Below are 15,270 nucleotides of genomic sequence, written 5' to 3' on the forward strand. Positions count from 1 at the left end.
CCCGGTGCACCTTCATCTTAAAGCCGCCCCGCGGCCGTCACCCGCCGCAGGAAGGATTGCGTTGCCGCCTCGCGGGGCGCCCCGAACACCTCTTCCGGCGGCCCCTCCTCCAGAATGCGGCCCTTGTAGAGAAAGCACACTTTATCCGAGATTTCCCGCGCAAAACTCATCTCGTGCGTCGTGAGTAGCATCGTCATGCCTTGCTTCGCCAGATCGCGCACCAGATCGAGCACTTCCATCACCAGTTCGGGATCGAGCGCCGACGTGATCTCGTCGAGTAGCAGCACCTCCGGCTGCATGATCATGGTGCGGGCGATGGCCACGCGCTGCTGCTGGCCGCCGGAAAGCTGGTCGGGAAAGGCATTAGCCTTGTCGCGCATGCCAACGCGCTCCAGCATGGAAAGCGCCCTCGCCTCCGCCTCTTCCTGGCCGCAGGCGCCGGTGATGACGGGCGCCACCGTACAATTGCCGAGCACCGACATATGCGGAAAGAGATTGTAGCTCTGGAACACCATGCCGATGCGCCGGCGAAGGACCACATGGTCGATGCCGAGGCCGGAAATCACCTCGCCGTTCAGCCGGATCTCGCCTTGCTGGATATCCTCCAGACCGTTGAGGCAGCGCAGCAGCGTCGATTTCCCCGATCCGGACGCGCCGATCAGCGAGACGACCGAATGGCGTGCAATGTCGAGGTCGATTCCGTCGATGACGCGGAATTTTCCGTACGACTTGCCGATGCCCTGAAGTTCGATCAGCGGTCTTGCCATCTCAGCGGCCCTCCTTGGTCTCGGCGCGGGCGACGAGATAATCGACCAGCCGGGTCTGCGGAATGGTGACGGCGATGAAGAGGATGCAGACCACGGTGACGGACGAAAGATTGTAGTAGTTGGCCGAATAGATCTTGGCCTGGGTGAAGGCATCGACGATGCCGACGATGTTCACCAGAGCCGTATCCTTCTGCAGCGCAATGAAATTGCCGAGCATGGGGCCTGCGATGCGGCGCATGGCCTGCGGAAGCACGATGAGACGCAGCACCGCGCCGGGCGGAATGCCGAGCGACTGGGCAGCGGAAATCTGGCTGTGGTGGATACCCTTGAGACCGGCGCGGAACTGCTCGCCGTTATAGGCGGCGTAGGTCAGGGACAGCGCGACAATGGCATAGAGCATCGGATCGCCGTCGCTGAGAACGGGAATGCCCATCAGCGGCACGCCGAAACAAACGAGATAGATGATGACGATGGCCGGCAGGCTGCGGAAGATATCGACATAGAAAATGCAGACCCCGCGGACCAGAACGAAGCTCGACCCCTGCAACGAACGGCCGACGGCGAGCAGCAGGCCCAGCAACATCGAGAGGATCTGGGCGGTGATCGCGATCGACAGGTTCGCGCCAAAAGCCCGCGTCACATCGAGAAGGCTTGCGAGGATGACGTCGCCGCGCAGGAAGGTCTTGTAAACCACCGCGTCGTTGATCGTCAGGAATGTCGCGACGGCAAGCACCGGCAGCAGGAAGCCGCCGACGCCCATCGCCGTAAAGGCATGGTGGCGAGCATGGGCGGCCGCCACACGGGCGGCGACGGGATCGCCGGCCGTCCACGCCTCGCGGGACCGGCTACGGGCGGCAAGCGCCCGGCGGATCGGCACCGCAAGCACAAGCGCGATGCCAAGCGCCGCCAGCATCGCACCGGGAAGGCGCATTGTTTCGCCGATCAGCGCGGCAACGCTGCTGCCGGCGAGGAAAGCGATGCCGACCGAGGCCGCCGCGAATGCGGCGGCCATGGCCAGCGGCCAGCCGGTCGGCAGCGGCGGCGTCTGACGGGTCGCCCCGTCCGCCGCCGTTGCCGAGACCGGATCGCCCATGGTCTTTGTCATCGTCATTCGGTGGACCACTGCGCAATGGTGGAGACCGGAGCGCCGAGGATCGGCGCCAGCCACTTGACCTCGATGCCTTCGAGCGAGCCGTCGGCGCGCATGTCGGCGAGGATTTCATCGGTGGGTGCGACGTTCTTCGAGCCCTTCGGGAACAGGATCGCCACGTCGCCACCGACCGGATAGCGGCCGAAGACCTTCAGCGCACCGTTGGATGCCGTTGCGCGCGGCAATGCCGTTTCGGTGTCGGCCAGCGCGGCGTCGATCTGGTTGGCCATCAGTGCCGCCCACATGTCGTCGTTGGATTGGAAGATGCGCAAGTCCCCGGTGAGCTTCAGCTTCTCATGCACGAACTTTTCTTGCACCGAGCCGAGCAGCACGCCGATGCGCTTGGAGCCCAGCGTCTCGGCGGTGACATCGCTGCCGGCCTTGGCGATTACGCCCGTATCGGTGAAACGGTAGCTGCCGGAGAAATCGACGGATTTCTTGCGCTCCTCGGTCGGAAACAGGTCCCAGATCGACATGTCGAAATCGGTCCCTTTGCCCGTCACCAGCGACTCGAAGGAGGCGTTCTTGACGACGATCTTGCCGAGACCGCCGCGATTGGCGATTTCGGCGCCGAGGCAATAAAGATAGCCGCCGTCGATGGTTTCGGGCGTATTGCCCTGATAGGCCTGCGGCGAAGGCAGCGGCACGGCGATGGTCAGCACGCCTTCATGCGCCGGCGTCAATGCATGCTTGGCCGTATCGGCGCGCAATTCGCAGCGGCCGAAAGCGCCGTCTGCCGCCATGGCCGGAACCGCGGCCAACAGGGCCACGGAGGCCAGCAGCGTCTTGATGGATACCTTGCTCATTCTATGTTCTCCCCTCAGGATCGAGCGTTCATTCTGGTATCGATATGCCAAACCCGGAAATCCGGATTCGGCATGGCAAATGCGTCAAACAAGCGACGCCACGACGGTCGGCACGCCGTTTTCCGGCGTGGAGGCAAAATCGCCGATGGAATATTCCGCGCCGAGGACCTCGACCACGCGCAACCGCTCGTCGCCGGCAGCAATCGTCGCGCCAAGCGAGACGCTGCCGCGGCCGACCTTGCGTTCCGTCAGCTTGTAATCCTTGACCGTGTTGCGGCTGATGATGTCGAAAGACTGGAAGCCCGGCCCGTTGACCTGGGGTACCGCGCGCACCTGATAATGCGGGAACAGTTGCAGGTCAGCCCAGGCCTCGCGGCTGACGGAAGGATCGAAATCGACGGCGATCTCGAACATCACGTCGTCATAGAGCGAGGTGCGGCCGCGCATGCCGGTTTCGGTCTCTTCCATCTCGATGCGGGCGAAATGCTTGGGATAGCCCCACAACTCGCGGCCGCCGGCGACGGTGGTGTGCTTGTCCTCATATTCGAAATAATAGGTGCCGCCGACATGCTCGCCGTAGCGGATCGGCAGGATGATCGCCGCATCGAAATAGGTGCGGCCGGAATTGTTGCCGAAATCGGCGACCGACACGACGAAGCGGTCGTCCGCCAGTTCGAAGGGTAGCGGCTCAAGGAGCCGTTCCATCTGCGCACGCTCGCCGCGGCAATAGACCGAGAGCGTTTTCAGGCCGGGGCAGGCATAGGTGACGTTTCCCGGTCCGAAACGCAGGAAATTCCAGAATTGTAGCGGGTCGTATTGTTTCATTTCGCTCACTGTCGTTCAGAACCTTGTTGCACTGACATTTCAGATCAATTTTCCATCATTGTCAAGCGACCTTACAGCTGATGAACTTGAACCGATATTCAAGCACATGTTTTTTATCACATATTTTATGTTCATCACGACCGTTGCGGGGAAAGTAGCGCCGGAAAGCCCGCCAGACACGGCGTTTGTAGCTGCCGAAATGGCTTGACGTGCCGGAATGCTTCGCTATCAAATTCAGTTTCATGAATTTTTGATACGTATTTTTCATATCGTCCCCGTCATCTCTTCACACAAGGCCAGACACCGTCATGACCCGCATTCCGCTTCACAATGCCAACAACATGCCGCTCCAGGCGCCGCTGATACCGGACCCCTTCGTGCCGTATGAATGCCTCGGCAACCGCAGCCTCAACGCCATCTGCCGGGGCGATCCGGCAATCCTCGGCCAGTATCTGGAGAACACGCCGTTCACGCTCGCCGGCGACCGGTTCCTGGTCTACGTTTCGGACTTCACCAATTGCCGCAAGGCGCCCTTCATGGATGCCGGCATCGTCATCCCGGTGCGTTTTGGCGATCGCACGGGCGGTTATTTCCTGTTCGAATACGAGGACAACGACGCGGCCATCGCCGCCGGCCGCGATCTCTGGGGCTACCCGAAAAAATTCGGCACGATCGAGCTAACCGAGCTCAGCGGCGGCGCGACGGCAAGTGTGGTCCGCCACGGCATACCGCTGATCACTATCGATTGCACCTTCGACGGCACGCAAGCCGAGCCGCTGAAGACCACGCCGCATCTCAACATCCACATCCAGCCGGCGCCAGACGGAAAGATCCTCAACAAGCGGGTGATCGCCCGCGATACCTCGCCGGATTTCCAGATGATCTCATGCCGCTGGGGCTCGGCAGCAGTCTCGCTCGGCGCGCTCGCCACCGATCCGCTCTCGCCGCTCGGGCCGGTGGAGGTTCTGGCCGCCAATTATGTGATCGGCGATTTCTTTGCGACCGAAAAAAACGGCTGGGGCAAGACAATCGCCGACCTGGTGATCAACGGCGTTTCGGCGATGGAGGCCTGACATGGTGAATGATGATCTGAACGGCCCGCTGTTGCTTGTCGGATGCGGCAATATGGGCCGCGCGATGCTGCGGGGCTGGCTGGATGCAGGCTTGATCCGCGCCGACGCGGTCCATGTCGTCGAGCCAGCCGACTCGCTGCGCAAAGAGGCAGGCGCCCTTGGGGTCAGGACCCATGCGTCGGCGGACACGCTCGGACCCGGCTTCAAAGCCGAGATCGCCGTCCTCGCCGTCAAGCCCCAGGTCATGGCCGCAGTGCTGCCGGTCTACCGGCCGCATGTGGGCGAAGGTGTCACCGTAAGTATTGCTGCCGGCATTCCGATGGCGGCCATCGCCGCCGGCCTCGGCGCGGCGGCGATCGTCCGGGCCATGCCGAATACGCCGGCCGCCATCGGCAAAGGCTCCATCGTCTTTTGCCCGAACGAACGGACAAGTCAGGCGCAGATCGCAAGCGTGACGCGACTTCTGTCGGCGAACGGGGCCGTGCATCGGGTGGAAAGCGAAGCGGCAATAGACGCGGCGACAGCCATCTCCGGTTCCGGCCCCGCCTATGTCTTCCATTTCATCGAATGTCTCGCCGAAGCCGGCGCGAAATTGGGCCTATCTCCCGAACTTGCGTTGGCCCTGGCGAGGGAAACGATCGACGGAGCCGGTGCGCTTGCCATGACAGCGGATGTGTTGCCCTCAGACCTGCGCCGACAGGTCACAAGTCCCGGCGGCACGACACAGGCCGCCCTGCACATTCTGATGAAAGACAACGCCTTACAGGAAATGATGCGCGAGGCGGTGTTTGCGGCGCATCAGCGCGCAATCGAGCTTCAGACGCCTTAACCCATGGGTGTACATCTTTTCGTCACAGGCCGGAGGCGGTCGACCGCCTCCGGCGACAACGTGCTTTCAATGCACGGCCATAGCGTATTGCAGGGCCGTGGGCGGTCGCTTACGACCGGGGGCGATCCGAAGACCGCACGCTCAAAGGATAGCAGACGTTGTTATTTGGCCAGATGCCAAATGCCACCGACGCCATCGCCGTTGGTTTCTCCGGCTTTCTTGTCCTTGGCATATGTATAGAGCGGCTTGCCGTCATAGGCCCACATTTCCATGCCGTCCGCCGCCTTGACCAGGGACCAATCTCCCTCAGCCTTGGCGCCAGCGGCAGCGTGGAATGCCGGCCACTTCTTCAGGCAGCTCTTGTCGCAATTGGACTTGTCTTTGGCATCCTTGTCGAAAGTGTAGAGGGTCATACCCTTTTCGTCAGCCCAAGCCTTGCCCATCTTGGTATCGACCATTTTGGCAGGCCCGGCCGCGAAGGCCGCTCCGCCCAAAACGGATACCAGACCTATCGCAATCAATATCGTTCTCATGACATTCTCCCATTCGGGAGTGCCGGCGGAATGCCGGTAGTGCCCGATCCAACATGGAGAAACGCCCGGATATGGAAGAGGTTCCAAGCCGGCTTCCCTCAATCGCCATGATCGAATCGAGTGCCGGGCGGCGAGGCGTGAGCCGGTGCATTCGCGTCACGACTCTACGGTCTGACGCCATGCCGTGATGGGTATTTTTTCCGCAATACCTTTCTCGATGATGAGCACGCTATCGAAGAAATCGACGCCGCTTGCCGATCGTATGGGCGAAACGTCATGCATGACCGCGATGACAGTCGCATCCGGGCAATGATCCTTGATCGCCTGGTGGAACGCATGCACCGCCTCGATATCGAGGGCGCTCGTGGCTTCGTCGAGAAACAGCAGACCCGGCCGCAGCAACAGGATTCTGGCAAGGACGAGCTTCTGCTTCTGGCCGCCGGACAGCAGCAGATCCCAGCTCTGGCCGTTGCGGCCGTCCTTTGAGAGATCTTCGATAAATTCGCCAAGCCCCGCCTTGTGCAGCGCCGCGGCGACACGCGTATCCGGATAGTCGTCGGACGAGTCCGGAAGGCAGACGAGATCCTTCAAGGACACGGCCTGAAGCTTGACGTCCTGGGCGGCATACAGGCCCCTGACATGCCTCGGCATGGCGACCATGCCGCGGCCGTGCGCCCACAGACCGTTTATCGCCTTGATAAGCGAGGTCTTGCCGCTCCCCGAATCGCCGACGACCAAAGTCCACTCGCCCGGCAGGAACTGCAATCTATCGGCGGTCAGAAAGGGAAGATCGGCGCCCGCGTGCAGAAGGCCGATTCCATCGACGGTCAGTCCGAGCGCCGGGTCCTGCTTGGTATACTGGAATTCGTAGAGGCCGGTTTGCGCGTAGAATTCCTCGGGCCGCTGAACGGTTTCGATCGCCTTCGCGAGATCGGTTATGCGCCGGGCATTGGCCCTCAGCGTTGCAATATCGGGCATGACGTGGATGAACCACGAGCATTCGTTGATGAGCGCGGTCGCCAGTTCGGCACCCGTAACGTAGTGCTGCAGGCTGACCTTGTTATCCATGTAGGGGAGCAGGCCCGGTGCATAGGCGACAATCCGAGAGCCGAGGAAATTGTGGACCAGTTCGAACCCCATATAGCCGGCAGTCACCCGGTTCAGGCTGGCCCAGGTCTGGTCGATATCGAAATACCGGCGCTTGTTGATGACTTTCTGGGCTCTCTCGCCATGGAGCACGGCGACATGGAGGCTGCGGTGCAGGAGGGTGTTCAATTCGGCGCGGTAACTTCCCTCAGCCCATTGCATCCGCACCGACAGGCGCTGGAGCACCCCGCCGAGCTTGGCTGCGATGATGGTGTTGAGCGGCACATAAATCGCCACCGCCAGGAAAGCCAGACAGGCGCTGCCGTAACTGCCCAGAAACTCGAGCCCCCGGACGTCGCTCGACATCTCGATGAGCTTGCTGCCGACGAAGCCGAGGGACAGCACGACGCCCGCAATGCCCATCGCAAGCCCGATCGCACCCCCGGTCATGCCTTTGATCGATTCTTGGACGCGTTGATCGACATTGTCCGGCGCCGGGACAGCGGACCCGGACGCTTCCGATCCCATCTGCTGCAGATGGAAATGCGTATGATTGGTGTCGAGCAGGGCCTCGTTGAAGCGCCGGTCGAGCCACTCGCGCCATTTGCGATGAAGCGTGGTCGAAAAGAAATGACGGACGGCCGTGAAACACACGTCCCTCATGACCGCGATCGCGGCAAGCGTTGCCGCTGTCGTCAACAGGGCCGTGGGCGTGGTGGGCGCGGTCGGATGATGGAAATAGGCGATCCGATTGATCAGCTCGCCCGAAGTGACGGCGAACCAGACGCTAGCCTGGGCTGACAGTGCCGTCAGGACAAGGATGGCAAATGTCAGTCCCCAGGCCTCGCGCCAGCTTTCGGAAAGCCAATAGGCACTCATCAGGCCCCAGAAGCTGCGCATCGAGAAAACAGGACTTGTGGGGCCGCGCGCATGGCGGCCGAGCGCCCCTTTGATGAGTAAGCCTATCTGCCGAGCCGGACTCCGCATCGCGACTTCATCTCCTCAAACCCGATCCAAGCAGAATTTGGGGCATGTGTCGCGGTTGTCAAATCAAGACATGGAGGCGCAGTTTAAAGTGCTCGGATATGAGTGACGGATCTGAAGTCAGGTCATTGCGGCTCGCCGGCCCGACAACGTCTGGATTTCCACGCGATAGAAGACCGGCTGCAATTCCGAACTCGGCTGCGCAGCCCCTTCAGGTTTGTACGCGCCGGGCTCCCACCAGTTGCCCCGCTCCTGCAGCAGTTCCCAGGCGCGCATATGTTCGCCATGGCTTTTTTCGTCGTCCGGCAGTTCCCGGTAGAGGCCCTCCAGAAGAACACTCTGCCATTCTTCCGACGTCGCCAGTTGCTCGACCTGTACGCAAACGCGGGGATTGGAGCGCAGGCTGTCGATCTTCCTTCCAGGCAGCGAAAAGCTGTAGAAAGCATGATTCCGGAAGATATAACGGATCGGCAAGACATAGGGACGGTCGCCGGAAATACATCCCAGGTGCCCGATGCGGTTTGCAGACAGCGTGGCCTCGCATTCCGTCATCGTCATGTCTCGTAAAATCATCTCCACCTCCCGCAATGGCTGCCATGAAAAGCGTAGCGACGACATTTGCACGCCCGGTGCCGAAGCCGATTTTGCGCCTTTTCCCCGCAGGTGGCAAATGCGGCGCCGACAGTCCTTCCACTGGTTCAGGCGATTTCCTTCGGAACAATATCGGCCCTGGAACGTTGCCTCGATGTGAGGTGCAATCCGTCCGCAGCCTGCCACCCACGGCAAAGCGGCGGAGACGGTTACAAGCCCTCACAGGAGCCTGTCATGAGTATCACCACACTTCTCATCGTCGTTCTGATCGTCCTTCTGCTGGGCGGCGGCTTTTATGGCCGTGGTCGCTGGTATTAAGCCAAGCCTTGTCCGTGCTCGGCTGGCGGCAAGCCAATCCCGCAACCGTAATCGGGCTTGTCTTAAATGAGCACAGCGCTTGACGATTACATGGCCGACCCGACGGCAAGGGGAAGCCGCTCGCGGCTATGACGTTAGCCCCAATCTCCGGCTCAACGCACCGAGGCCCAGGGTGCGATCCAGCGTTCGAGTGCGCGGGCGACGACTTCCAGCAGGATGGCGATGATCGCAATCACGAAAATCCCGGCAATGACGACGTCCGTCACCAGGAATTGCGCCGCTGACTGGATCATGAACCCCAGGCCGCGTGTGGCAGCAACCAACTCGGCTGCAACCAGCGTCGACCAGCCGGTTCCGAGCGCGATCCGCGTTCCCGTCAGGATCGAAGGAACCGAAGAGGGCAGGATTACGTGAAGCAGGACCTGGGCGCGCGTGGCTCCGAAGGAGCGCGCGGCATTGATATGATCCTTTGGAACCGCCCTTACGCCTGCCGCCGTTGCGATGATGATCGACGGCAGCATGGAAAGGGCGATGACCGTTACCTTCGACGCCTCGCCGATGCCGATCCAGATGATGATCAGCGGCAGATAGGCGAGAGGCGGTAGCGGCCGCAGGAATTCGACGATCGGATCGAGAATACCGCGGCCGACCCTGCTTGTCGCAATCAGCAATCCCGCGGGAACGCCGATCGCGACCGAAGCCACAAGCGCTGCAAGAACCCGCCCGAGGCTTGCGGCTGCATGCTGCGCCAGCGTGGAATCGACAAATCCCTCCGTCACAAGTGTCCATAGCGACTTCGCCACCACCAGCGGCGGCGGCAGGAAAACCGGCGACACCAGCGCGGCCGCGGCGGCGAAGTGCCAAACCAGAAGCAGCGCCAGCACCGTCAGGGCAGAGATGACGGATGTAGGAACCCGGCGGCGGCGGATCGCCGTCGTCCCCGGCGCGGCATCATTTGAAAGCTTTTCCGAAAGCCCGGCGACGATCGTCATGCGGCAAGCTCCTCTTCGGGCGAAAGCCTATGGATAAGGCCTGTCAGCTCTTCATGGGTGCGTTTGAAAAGGCCGGAGCTGCGCAAAGCCTCGGGCGTTGCGCCGGCAAGCAGTTCGGCCGCAAAGCCCGTGTCGATCGACGCGGCGATCCGGCCGGGATTGGGCGAAAGAACGATGACGCGGGTCGCAAGCAGCAAGGCCTCGTCGATGCTGTGGGTGATCAGCAGCGCACCCGCGCCGCTTTTTTTCCAGATATCGAGAAGAAAGCCCTGCATCTTCGTCCGCGTCAGCGCGTCAAGCGCGCCGAGCGGTTCGTCGAGAAGCAGGAAACGCGGCTCGGATGCCAGCGCCCGTGCGATCCCGACCCTTTGGCGCATGCCGCCGGAAAGCTCCCAAATGCGCCGGTCCGCGGCATGGGAAAGGCCCACAAGACTCAGCAGCGCATCGGCGCGCTTCCGCCGGTTTTCCTTGGAGACGCCGCGCAGCTTGAGCGGAAAGGCGACATTGTCGCGCGCATTCACCCAGGGGTAGAGCGCATCGTCCTGAAAAACGACGGCGCGTTCGGCACCCGGCCCCCTAATCGGGATACCATCCAGCAGCACACTGCCGTCCGTCGGCAGCTGGAAGCCGGCGGCAAGATTGAGCAGACTGGTCTTGCCCGAACCGGAGCGGCCGATGATGACGGTGAACTCGCCGCTGGAAACGGCAAAATTGATGGAATCCAGCACCCGCTGCGGCTCGCCCCCGCGATCCCGTGATCGATAGGACAGACCGATATTGCCGAAGGTGAGTGTACTGCGCGTCATCCTGTTCTCCTCATGGAAGACGCGACGCAGCCAAAAGCTGCGTCGCGCAAAGACTGTCGATCGAAATCAGAAGGAGAGCTTCGCCGCCTGTTCGACCCAGCGGGCGGAGACATAGGGGCTATAGTCTTCCAGAACGGCCGGGATCTTGCCCTGCTCCTTGAGGAAGGCCGCGGTGGCCGTCACGGCCTTCACCGTTCCGCCGCCCAGCAGGTCGGCACCGGCCTGCTCTTCGAGCGTGGGAAAATTGTAGCCCTTGAGCAAGGCCGGAACCTCGTCCTTGTTGGCGCCGGTCACGCGGGCGATCTTTTCAGCTTCGGGAGATTTCGCATCCCAGGCGGCCGGATTGGCGCGATAGGCGGCCGTCGCGTCGCCGGTCACCTTGACGAAGGCGGCAACGACATCCGGATGGGCATCGGCGAATGTCTTGCTGACAATCCAGGCGTCGAAGGTCGGGCCGCCCCAGGTCGCCACGTCCGCCGAGGTCGCGAGCACCGAGCCGCTCTTCTTGATCTCGGCCAGGACCGGGTCCCAGACATAGGCGCCATCGATATCGCCGCGCTGCCAGGCGGCGGCGATTTCCGGCGGGCGCAGGTTGAGGATTTCGACCGACTTCGGGTCGACGTTCCAATGCTTCAGCGCGGTCAGCAGGCTGTAGTGGGCGGTGGAGACGAAGGGGGTCGCAATCTTCTTGCCGGCCAGATCCTCCGGCTTGGCGATGTCGCGCACGGCGAGCGCTTCCGCCTCGCTTATCAGGCCGACGATGGCGATGGTCTCGATCGGCAGCTCGCGGCTGGCAGCCGCGGCAAGCGGCGAGGAGCCGACATAGCCGATATCGAGCGAACCGGACGCGATCGCGGCGATGACATCGGCACCACCGTCGAATTTCTGCCAGTTGATCTTGGCGCCGGTGACCTTTTCATAGGTGCCATCGGCCTGCGGCACGCGGGAAGGCTCGACGATCGGCTGGTAGCCGATGTTGAGCGTGACATCTTCGGCATGGGCCGTGGAAAAGCTGATGGTGGCGGCAATGGTCGCCGCGGCAAGGGCGGCAAAGGTGCGTCGCGTGATCTGGGTCATGGGGCCTTCTCTCCTGGGAACGACGGTAGAAACCGAATGACTCTAAGTTCTCATAGTCGATCGAATTAGTAGAGAAAAAGCCGACCCAATTTCGATGCGTTTGGCGCTTAGTTTTCCGCTCTACGGCGCAGAAGTGAGGATCGATATGCACCTTTCATCGTTTGCGACCGACAAAGAGCTTCCGCCCGAACGACGGCCGGCGCCCCGAAAGGTAGGGAGGAACCGTTTGGTCTCCCTCTTCCGCGATCAGCAAGCAGACTCCGGCTTCGCAGGTCACCGGCAGAACTCTTCGGTGTTTTTAAAACCGTCATGCTGCCTTGAGCGCCACTACTTGATCGGGCCGCTCGACGAAAACCGAAAGAGCACGCGAAGCTCCACCGGCGTCTTGACCCCACGCGTCACCGGCATGTTGAGACTGTTCAGTTGACCGATTGGCGCCCCGAGATTTTTGCCGAGATGGCGACGAGACCGAGCGAAACGAGGAAGATCAGCGTGCCGACCACGGCGATCTGCGGCGGCAGTTCGCGGCGCATCAGGCCGTAGAGCCAGGTCGGGAACATGGTCGTCCCGCCGGCCGTGAAATTGGTCAGCACGAAATCGTCGAGCGAGATGGCGAAGGTGAGCAGCGCGCCGGAAAGGATGCCCGGAAGGATGATCGGCAGCCAGATCGTGCGGAACACGGTGAAACCGGAGGCGCCGAGGTCGCGCGCCGCCTGTTCCAGCGTCACGCCGGCGCCGATGACGCGCGAGCGCACATTGATGATGACGAAGCTCAAGCCCAGCGTCGTATGGGCGGCTATGACGCTCGGGAAACCGAGTGGATAGAACAGGCCGCCCGTGATGGTCTTCAGGAAGGGGATCGTCGCCGTCGCCACGAAGAGGATCAGCATGCCGGCGCCGAGCACCACTTCCGGGGTCGCGAGCGGGATGAAGGTGAGACCGGAGACCGCGCCGCCCCCGACAAACTTCCGCCGCCCCAGCGCGAAGCCGACCGGCGTGCCGAGCAAGGCCGCAAGCACCGCCGAGACTGCCGCCACGATGAGGCTGTTGCCGAGTGCGACACCGAGCTGCGGCACCGCGAAGGGGCTGCGCCAGGCCTCCAGCGAGAAGGTGCCGAGTTCGTAGTTGAAGCGGCCGCCGGGATCGTTGAAGGAAAAGACGATCATCGTGACGACGGGCGCGAACATGAACACCAGGGCAAGCGCGATCACGAGCCTGACGGCCCAGCCTTCCCGGATGATGGTGGTGCTAGACGACATCGAGAAGCTCCGTGCCGCGAATGAGACGCAGGAGAAGGGTGAGGAGCAGCATCGCAGCGACGAGCAGCGTGGCCGAGAGCGCAGCCGCCCCCGCATAGTCCAGCTCCACTAGGAATTTCGCCTGGATGACGTTGCCGAGCATCTGCGTGCGGACATTGCCGAGCAACGCGGCATTGACGTAGTCGCCAAGCGCCGGGATGAACGACAGGACTGCTGCGGCGACGAAACCGTTGCGGCTGAGCGGGAAAACGATCAGCGCGAAACGCTCCGTCATCGTGCCGCCGATGGCACTGCAGAGAAGGGCCGACGCAAGCACGAACAGCAGCGGCCCCGGTGCGGCGATACCACGCCCGCCGAAGAACACGACGGCAAGCAGGAGGCCGATGGCAAGCCCACCGGCCGCACCCAGGATCGCGCCCGACCGGCCGCAACGGCCGGAATAGAGATCCTCGGCGGCTGCGCAGAGCGTGCGGTCGACCCGGTTGAAGGCCGTATAGAGCGGCAGCAGGACGAAGGGCACGAGTTGATAGGTCAGGCCCGCCACCACCGCGAAGGGCGTGCCGAGCACGCGCACCTCGATGCCCGTCGCCTGCTGCAGCGGCCCGAAGAGCGGACCGTTCGCGCCGAGCAGGGTCTGCCAGGCGACGATGCGGATCAGGTAGCTGGTGAGGAACGGCGCGAAGAAGGCGAAGAGCAGCACGGCCTTCCACCGCCCGCCGTAGAAGGAAATGCCGTAGGCGACCGGCATGGCGATAGCGAAGGCGAGGATGGTCGATGAAAGTCCGATCAGGACGGAATTCAGCAGATTGTCCCAGTAGAACGGGATGGAATCCGCATAATTGGCGAGCGACCAGCCGGTTGCCGTCAGCGCGAAGGGATCGGCGCTGAACGACATGCGCAAGATATAGACGAGCGGCACGATCAAGAGGGCCGCGAGCCAGACGAGAGTCGGCAGCATTTCCGGCCAACCGGCGCGCGCCCCTGGGGAGCGTGCCGGTTGGCCGGCGTCCTGGGCGGAAATCATGTCAGCCACTGATCATCTGCGTCCAGGTTCGGGCGATCTGGGCGCGCTCGCGCTGGTCCCAGGGCGCCGGATAGGGGAACAGCCGGTCGAGCACGTCGGCGGGCGGGAAGATCAGCGGATTGGCGGCAAGCGCCGGATCGAGCTTCGCAAGCTCCTCCTTTACGCCGACGGCATAGGGATACTGCAGCGTATAGCGGCAGGAGCTCGCGGCATTTTCCGGGCGGAACCACCAGTCGATGAAGGCGAGCGCGGCCTGAGGGTTCGCGGCACCCTTGGGAATGCCGAGCCGATCGACATAGGCGGGTGCGCCTTCCTTCGGCACGGCAAAGCCGACCTTGGCCGGATCGAGCTGCGAGATGTTGACGGGCGGGGCCATGGCGGCGATGAGGTCGCCGTTCGACAGTTTCTGGCCGGCATTTTCGCCCTGCGCCGGCAGCAGCTGGCCGCCTTCGATATGCGGTTTCAGGAAGGCCAGGACTTCCATGGCTTCCTCCAGCGTCATCTCCGCCGGCAAGTTGTCGATCTTGCCTTGCGACTTGAGGTAAAGCCCCCAGGCGGCGACATTGACGACGGGCGTGGCGTAGAGGCCGACCTTGCCCTTGACCGCCGGGTCGAGCAATTGCCCCCAGGATTCCAGCCCGTCCTTGAAATGCGCGCGGTTGAAGGCAAGGCCGACCGGCGCGAAGTCGAAGGGGATGGCGATATCGGCATGCTTGACCGATTTCAGCGAGGGCAGCAGGTTCTTCTGCACGTTCGGCAAGGCGGCGGGATCGAGCGGTTCCAGCCAGCCGTTGTCCGCATAGAAGGACGTATAGGCGCTGGAGATGCAGATCACGTCATAGCCGATCGGCAGGCCGGCGGTGAATTGCGGACGCACGCTGGCGAAAAACTGGTCGGCATCGGAGATCACCTCGCGATAGTCGACCGCAATCCCCGTCGCTTCCTTGAAACGGGCGATATCGGCCGGGTCGCATTCGCCGGAATTGGCGGCCCAGACGATGGTGCTCTCCGCGGCATGGGCCGCGGAGAACGGAATGGCGAAGCGGCCGCCCATGACGCCCGCTCCGGCAAGGAGGAGCTTGAGGGTCTGCCGGCGATTGGCCGTGAAGCTGTACCTGTTCATGGACGTTCCCCTTCTATGGTCGATATC

15 protein-coding genes are annotated in these 15,270 nt (G+C 62.5%); 2 read left to right on the forward strand and 13 right to left on the reverse strand.

Annotated features, from left to right (window positions below; translation table 11 throughout):
• Positions 1-17: 17 nt before the first annotated feature.
• The 4 genes from ASC86_RS04685 to ASC86_RS04700 form a co-directional block, all read right to left on the reverse strand.
• Positions 18-767 carry an amino acid ABC transporter ATP-binding protein gene (locus tag ASC86_RS04685; protein ID WP_056316704.1) on the reverse strand — a complete coding sequence of 250 codons (750 nt, stop codon included), beginning with the start codon at positions 765-767 and terminating at the stop codon, positions 18-20.
• Position 768: 1 nt separating this feature from the next.
• The gene (locus tag ASC86_RS04690) at positions 769-1,878 is read right to left on the reverse strand and encodes an ABC transporter permease subunit (protein WP_082509873.1); all 1,110 of its coding nucleotides are present in this window, start codon (positions 1,876-1,878) and stop codon (positions 769-771) included.
• Positions 1,875-2,723, reverse strand: a complete 849-nt coding sequence (locus ASC86_RS04695) for an ABC transporter substrate-binding protein (RefSeq protein ID WP_056316711.1) — start codon at positions 2,721-2,723, stop codon at positions 1,875-1,877. The genes ASC86_RS04690 and ASC86_RS04695 overlap by 4 nt, the downstream gene beginning before the upstream one ends.
• An 84-nt stretch (positions 2,724-2,807) precedes the next feature.
• Positions 2,808-3,548 (reverse strand): acetoacetate decarboxylase family protein, encoded by a 741-nt coding sequence (locus ASC86_RS04700; protein WP_156386898.1) that lies wholly within the window; start codon positions 3,546-3,548, stop codon positions 2,808-2,810.
• Between the two features lie 308 nt (positions 3,549-3,856).
• Between ASC86_RS04700 and ASC86_RS04705 the strand changes: the two genes are divergently transcribed.
• Together ASC86_RS04705 and proC are read left to right on the forward strand one after the other, a co-directional pair.
• Entirely contained in the window at positions 3,857-4,621 is a 765-nt protein-coding gene (locus ASC86_RS04705) for an acetoacetate decarboxylase family protein (protein ID WP_056316718.1), read from the forward strand.
• Positions 4,622-4,637: 16 nt separating this feature from the next.
• On the forward strand, positions 4,638-5,450 hold the full coding sequence (proC, locus tag ASC86_RS04710; RefSeq protein WP_156386932.1) for a pyrroline-5-carboxylate reductase: 813 nt from the start codon (positions 4,638-4,640) through the stop codon (positions 5,448-5,450).
• Between the two features lie 161 nt (positions 5,451-5,611).
• Here the strand turns inward: proC and ASC86_RS04715 are convergent, their stop codons facing one another.
• The 9 genes from ASC86_RS04715 to ASC86_RS04755 form a co-directional block, all read right to left on the reverse strand.
• A complete protein-coding gene (locus ASC86_RS04715; protein ID WP_056316726.1) occupies positions 5,612-5,983 on the reverse strand; it encodes a hypothetical protein in 372 nt (123 codons plus the stop codon).
• A 156-nt stretch (positions 5,984-6,139) separates the two neighbouring features.
• Entirely contained in the window at positions 6,140-7,969 is a 1,830-nt protein-coding gene (locus ASC86_RS04720; RefSeq protein WP_056316729.1) for an ATP-binding cassette domain-containing protein, read from the reverse strand.
• Positions 7,970-8,173: 204 nt separating this feature from the next.
• Positions 8,174-8,611, reverse strand: a complete 438-nt coding sequence (locus ASC86_RS04725) for a pyridoxamine 5'-phosphate oxidase family protein (protein ID WP_056316732.1) — start codon at positions 8,609-8,611, stop codon at positions 8,174-8,176.
• A gap of 503 nt (positions 8,612-9,114) precedes the next feature.
• Complete coding sequence (locus tag ASC86_RS04730) at positions 9,115-9,954, reverse strand: ABC transporter permease subunit (RefSeq protein ID WP_056316734.1); 840 nt, start codon at positions 9,952-9,954, stop codon at positions 9,115-9,117.
• Positions 9,951-10,760: an ABC transporter ATP-binding protein gene (locus ASC86_RS04735; RefSeq protein WP_056316737.1), complete on the reverse strand. Its 810-nt coding sequence runs from the start codon at positions 10,758-10,760 to the stop codon at positions 9,951-9,953. Before ASC86_RS04735 ends, ASC86_RS04730 begins: the two co-directional genes overlap by 4 nt.
• A 66-nt stretch (positions 10,761-10,826) precedes the next feature.
• Positions 10,827-11,837 (reverse strand): taurine ABC transporter substrate-binding protein, encoded by a 1,011-nt coding sequence (gene tauA / locus ASC86_RS04740; RefSeq protein WP_056316740.1) that lies wholly within the window; start codon positions 11,835-11,837, stop codon positions 10,827-10,829.
• A 419-nt stretch (positions 11,838-12,256) separates the two neighbouring features.
• A complete protein-coding gene (locus tag ASC86_RS04745; RefSeq protein ID WP_056316743.1) occupies positions 12,257-13,096 on the reverse strand; it encodes an ABC transporter permease in 840 nt (279 codons plus the stop codon).
• The gene (locus ASC86_RS04750; RefSeq protein WP_156386899.1) at positions 13,086-14,129 is read right to left on the reverse strand and encodes an ABC transporter permease; all 1,044 of its coding nucleotides are present in this window, start codon (positions 14,127-14,129) and stop codon (positions 13,086-13,088) included. The genes ASC86_RS04745 and ASC86_RS04750 overlap by 11 nt, the downstream gene beginning before the upstream one ends.
• The gene (locus tag ASC86_RS04755; RefSeq protein WP_056316749.1) at positions 14,122-15,243 is read right to left on the reverse strand and encodes an extracellular solute-binding protein; all 1,122 of its coding nucleotides are present in this window, start codon (positions 15,241-15,243) and stop codon (positions 14,122-14,124) included. Before ASC86_RS04755 ends, ASC86_RS04750 begins: the two co-directional genes overlap by 8 nt.
• Positions 15,244-15,270 lie beyond the last annotated feature (27 nt).

It is taken from the genome of Rhizobium sp. Root1212 (genome assembly GCF_001424985.1).
GTDB lineage: Bacteria > Pseudomonadota > Alphaproteobacteria > Rhizobiales > Rhizobiaceae > Pararhizobium.

What these genes read in the sequence shown, in the direction of transcription:
- ASC86_RS04685 (WP_056316704.1), bottom strand. Translation starts at nt 767, where the DNA reads ATGGCAAGACCGCTGATCGAACTTCAGGGCATCGGCAAGTCGTACGGA.
- ASC86_RS04690 (WP_082509873.1), bottom strand. Translation starts at nt 1,878, where the DNA reads ATGACGATGACAAAGACCATGGGCGATCCGGTCTCGGCAACGGCGGCG.
- ASC86_RS04695 (WP_056316711.1), bottom strand. Translation starts at nt 2,723, where the DNA reads ATGAGCAAGGTATCCATCAAGACGCTGCTGGCCTCCGTGGCCCTGTTG.
- ASC86_RS04700 (WP_156386898.1), bottom strand. Translation starts at nt 3,548, where the DNA reads ATGAAACAATACGACCCGCTACAATTCTGGAATTTCCTGCGTTTCGGA.
- ASC86_RS04705 (WP_056316718.1), top strand. Translation starts at nt 3,857, where the DNA reads ATGACCCGCATTCCGCTTCACAATGCCAACAACATGCCGCTCCAGGCG.
- ASC86_RS04715 (WP_056316726.1), bottom strand. Translation starts at nt 5,983, where the DNA reads ATGAGAACGATATTGATTGCGATAGGTCTGGTATCCGTTTTGGGCGGA.
- ASC86_RS04720 (WP_056316729.1), bottom strand. Translation starts at nt 7,969, where the DNA reads ATGCGCAGCTTCTGGGGCCTGATGAGTGCCTATTGGCTTTCCGAAAGC.
- ASC86_RS04725 (WP_056316732.1), bottom strand. Translation starts at nt 8,611, where the DNA reads ATGACGATGACGGAATGCGAGGCCACGCTGTCTGCAAACCGCATCGGG.
- ASC86_RS04730 (WP_056316734.1), bottom strand. Translation starts at nt 9,954, where the DNA reads ATGACGATCGTCGCCGGGCTTTCGGAAAAGCTTTCAAATGATGCCGCG.
- ASC86_RS04735 (WP_056316737.1), bottom strand. Translation starts at nt 10,760, where the DNA reads ATGACGCGCAGTACACTCACCTTCGGCAATATCGGTCTGTCCTATCGA.
- tauA (WP_056316740.1), bottom strand. Translation starts at nt 11,837, where the DNA reads ATGACCCAGATCACGCGACGCACCTTTGCCGCCCTTGCCGCGGCGACC.
- ASC86_RS04745 (WP_056316743.1), bottom strand. Translation starts at nt 13,096, where the DNA reads ATGTCGTCTAGCACCACCATCATCCGGGAAGGCTGGGCCGTCAGGCTC.
- ASC86_RS04755 (WP_056316749.1), bottom strand. Translation starts at nt 15,243, where the DNA reads ATGAACAGGTACAGCTTCACGGCCAATCGCCGGCAGACCCTCAAGCTC.